Raw genomic sequence first — 2,947 nt, 5'->3', positions numbered from 1 at the left:
ATGCACAGACGCTCCTTCGCCTCGGCCTCGAACCGGGCGACGTACAGGTCGTGCGCGCGGGCCTCGCCGTCGCGCTGGTGCTCGCGGTGGCGACCGGAGGCATGCTGAAGTTCAAGTCCGCCTTCATGCTCGGCGGGACCCGGGACCTCGCGACCTGGTACCCGGAGGGCCGCTACACGGTCCCGCCGCAGGCCGGCTGCGCGATCGCCAAGCAGGTGGTGCCGCGCCCCGACGGCGTCATGACCATCCTGCGGCCGACGGGATGCGGGACCCCGGCGCAGGGCGGACGGCTGATCGTCGCCGGCGACTCCCATGTCGGTGCCTACGAGCGCATGCTCTGGAACTACGCCTACGCGACCGGCCGCGAGGTGCGCACCTATTGGCTCGCCGGCTGCCCGATGATCGGGCTGCGGCAGGAACCGGCCACGGGCGCGTGCGCGGCCTTCGAGGCGCGGCTCGCCGACGAGCTGGCCGAGGTCCTGACGCCCGCCGACATCGTCTTCCTGCCGTCCCTGCGCCTGCCGCGCTACGTCGAGCAATGGGGCGATTCGGGATACGCCGCGGCCGCCTCCGGCGCCCCCGATCCGGACGCCGTCGCGGTCGCGCGCAGCCATCTGCGCCGCATCGCCGCCAGCGGCGCCCGCATCGTCTTCGAGGCCCCCAAGCCGTTGTTCAAGGCGCCGCCGATGCGCTGCGCCGACTGGTTCAATGCGACGAACCCGGTCTGCGCGCCGGGCTTCGCGATCGATCGGAGCGAGCTGGAAGCGCTGCGCGCGCCGATCCTCGCCCGCATGGCGGCGGCGATGCGGGACCTGCGGCAGGTCTCGATCTGGGATCCGGTCCCGATCCTGTGCCCGGAGACCACCTGCCGCGCCTTCCGCGACGGGCGCCCGCTGCTCTTCGACGGCGACCACGTCAGCGGCTACGCCAACGACGTGCTGCTGCCGTCCTTCGCGGAAACGATGGAGGCCGCGTTCGCCGCGGCCGCGCCGCGCTCCTCCGCGGCCCTGCCGGCGCGATAGCGCATCTTCCAGCGACGTGGATGCCGGCGCGCCGCGCGCCATGTCCCTCGCATCATCCCCGATCGACGGAGACCTGAGGACGCATGGAACCCTCCAAGGGCCACGGCCGCTACGGCTACAGCGCGCTGCCGGACCGGCCGCTCTACGACTGGCCGGGTGGCCGGCGCCTGGCGGTCTACGTCGCGCTCAACCTCGAGACCTTCAATTTCGGATCGGGGCTCGGCGCCGAGCTTGCCCCCGGCGGGCCGCAGCCCGACGTGCTGAACTACGCCTGGCGCGACTGGGGCAACCGGGTCGGGGCGTGGCGGATCAAGGCGATGCTCGACGCGCTCGGGCTGCCGGCGAGCGTCCTGGTCAACAGCCGCCTCTATGCGGATTGCCCCGGCCTGATCGAGGCCTTCCGCGCCCGCGGCGACGAGATCGTCGGGCACGGCCGCACCAACGCCGAGCGCCAGGGCAGCCTCGACGAGGCGGGCGAGCGCGCGCTGATCGCCGAGGCGACGGCGCTGCTGACCGAGCACGAGGGCCGCCCGCCCGCCGGCTGGCTCGGCCCGTGGATCTCGCAGTCGACGGCGACGCCCGACCTCCTGGCCGAGGCGGGCTACCGCTACCTGCTGGACTGGGCGCACGACGACCAGCCGACGTGGTTCGGGACCCGCGACGGCGGCCGCATCCTCTCGGTGCCCTATCCGCAGGAGCTGAACGACATCCCGGCGATCGTCGCCCGCAAGGAGACCGGGCGGCAATTCGCCGACGCGATCTCCGACGCCTTCGATGAGATGCTGGAGCAGTCGCGCCACGCGCCGCTGGTGATGGGGATCGCGCTCCACCCCTACATCGTCGGCCAGCCGCAGCGCCTGCGCCCCCTGCGCGCGGTGCTGGCCCGCATCGCCGCTCACCGCGACACGGTCTGGCTCACCACCGCGGGCGCGATCGCCGAGCACGCGGTGCAGGTGATGGACTGAGAGGACAGGGCTCGACGGGATCAGCTCGGAGGACGGCTGCGTTTCGCCGGTGAGCCCGCAGATCCGCTGCCGGTGATGAACGGGTTTTTGTCGATCAACCGAACACGGATGGTCCGCGCCGAACCCGACGCACCGGTCATCGCGGCGGGGTCGGGTCCGGAACGGCCAGCAACCCGATCAGCACCAGGGCCGGCACGAGCACGCACCAGAAGGACAGGGCGGCGACCCCGAACGCGCCGGCCAGGGCACCTGCCGCGAAGGCCAGCACCGCGGACAGCGTGCGCCGCAGGCGGGCGCCGGCCTGCGCGCCGAGCTTGGTCCCGCACAGGTGATCGGTGATATCGATGACGGCCTGCGTGACGTTCACGGTCATCACCGTCGTCGCGGCGAGGTGGCCGATCACCAGGCGCCCGATGCCGTTCTGGATGCCCATCGCGGCGACCCCGAGCATGCCGATGCCGATCGCCCGCGCGCCGTCCGGCGAGCCGAGCGGCGACAGGGCCGCGCCGAAGTTCGCGAAGGCGATCAGGACGGCCGCCTCGAGGGCCAGCAAGGGGCGCAGCGGCGACGTCCCGCGCCGCTCCAACGCCAGGGCGATCAGGCGCGTGAGTGCGACGGCCAGGATGAAGGTCGGCAGGGCGAGCAGCTTGGCGAGGACGCCGGTCGAGGTCGAGACCAGCTCCGCGCCGATCAGGACGAAGTTGCCGGTGACGTGGGCGGTGAACAGGCCGGTCAGGGCGATGAAGGCGGCGGCGTCCACGAAGCCGGCGACGAAGGCGAGCCCGACGCCGATCGCGGCGTCCCTGAGCGATGGGGTGAACACGATGCCTTGCTCTCCTGCCCGTCCGAGCCGGTCGCCGCTCGCCATCCGCCGAGCGCCCGGGCCGCGGACCTTCCAGGCGTCCGGGCCGGACCGCAAGCGGGCGCTCGCCGGGCCGAGCCCAGGCCGCGACACCGCCT

General features: G+C 73.2%; 3 protein-coding genes. 2 read left to right on the top strand and 1 reads right to left on the bottom strand.

The window, feature by feature from the left end:
- Together FV223_RS30770 and FV223_RS24215 are read left to right on the top strand one after the other, a co-directional pair.
- The coding region (locus FV223_RS30770; RefSeq protein ID WP_281407469.1) for an SGNH hydrolase domain-containing protein at positions 1–1,022 on the top strand (1,022 nt) is incomplete at its 5' end.
- Positions 1,023–1,105: 83 nt separating this feature from the next.
- Positions 1,106–1,987, top strand: a complete 882-nt coding sequence (locus FV223_RS24215; RefSeq protein ID WP_147729359.1) for a polysaccharide deacetylase family protein — start codon at positions 1,106–1,108, stop codon at positions 1,985–1,987.
- A gap of 136 nt (positions 1,988–2,123) precedes the next feature.
- On the opposite strand, the gene FV223_RS24210 is transcribed toward FV223_RS24215, so the two are convergent.
- Positions 2,124–2,813, bottom strand: a complete 690-nt coding sequence (locus FV223_RS24210) for a YoaK family protein (RefSeq protein ID WP_147844253.1) — start codon at positions 2,811–2,813, stop codon at positions 2,124–2,126.
- Between the last annotated feature and the right edge of the window lie 134 nt (positions 2,814–2,947).

Source organism: Methylobacterium sp. WL116, from assembly GCF_008039455.1.
In the GTDB taxonomy this organism is placed as follows: Bacteria; Pseudomonadota; Alphaproteobacteria; order Rhizobiales; family Beijerinckiaceae; genus Methylobacterium.
This window is presented reverse-complemented; position numbering and strand designations above follow the sequence as displayed.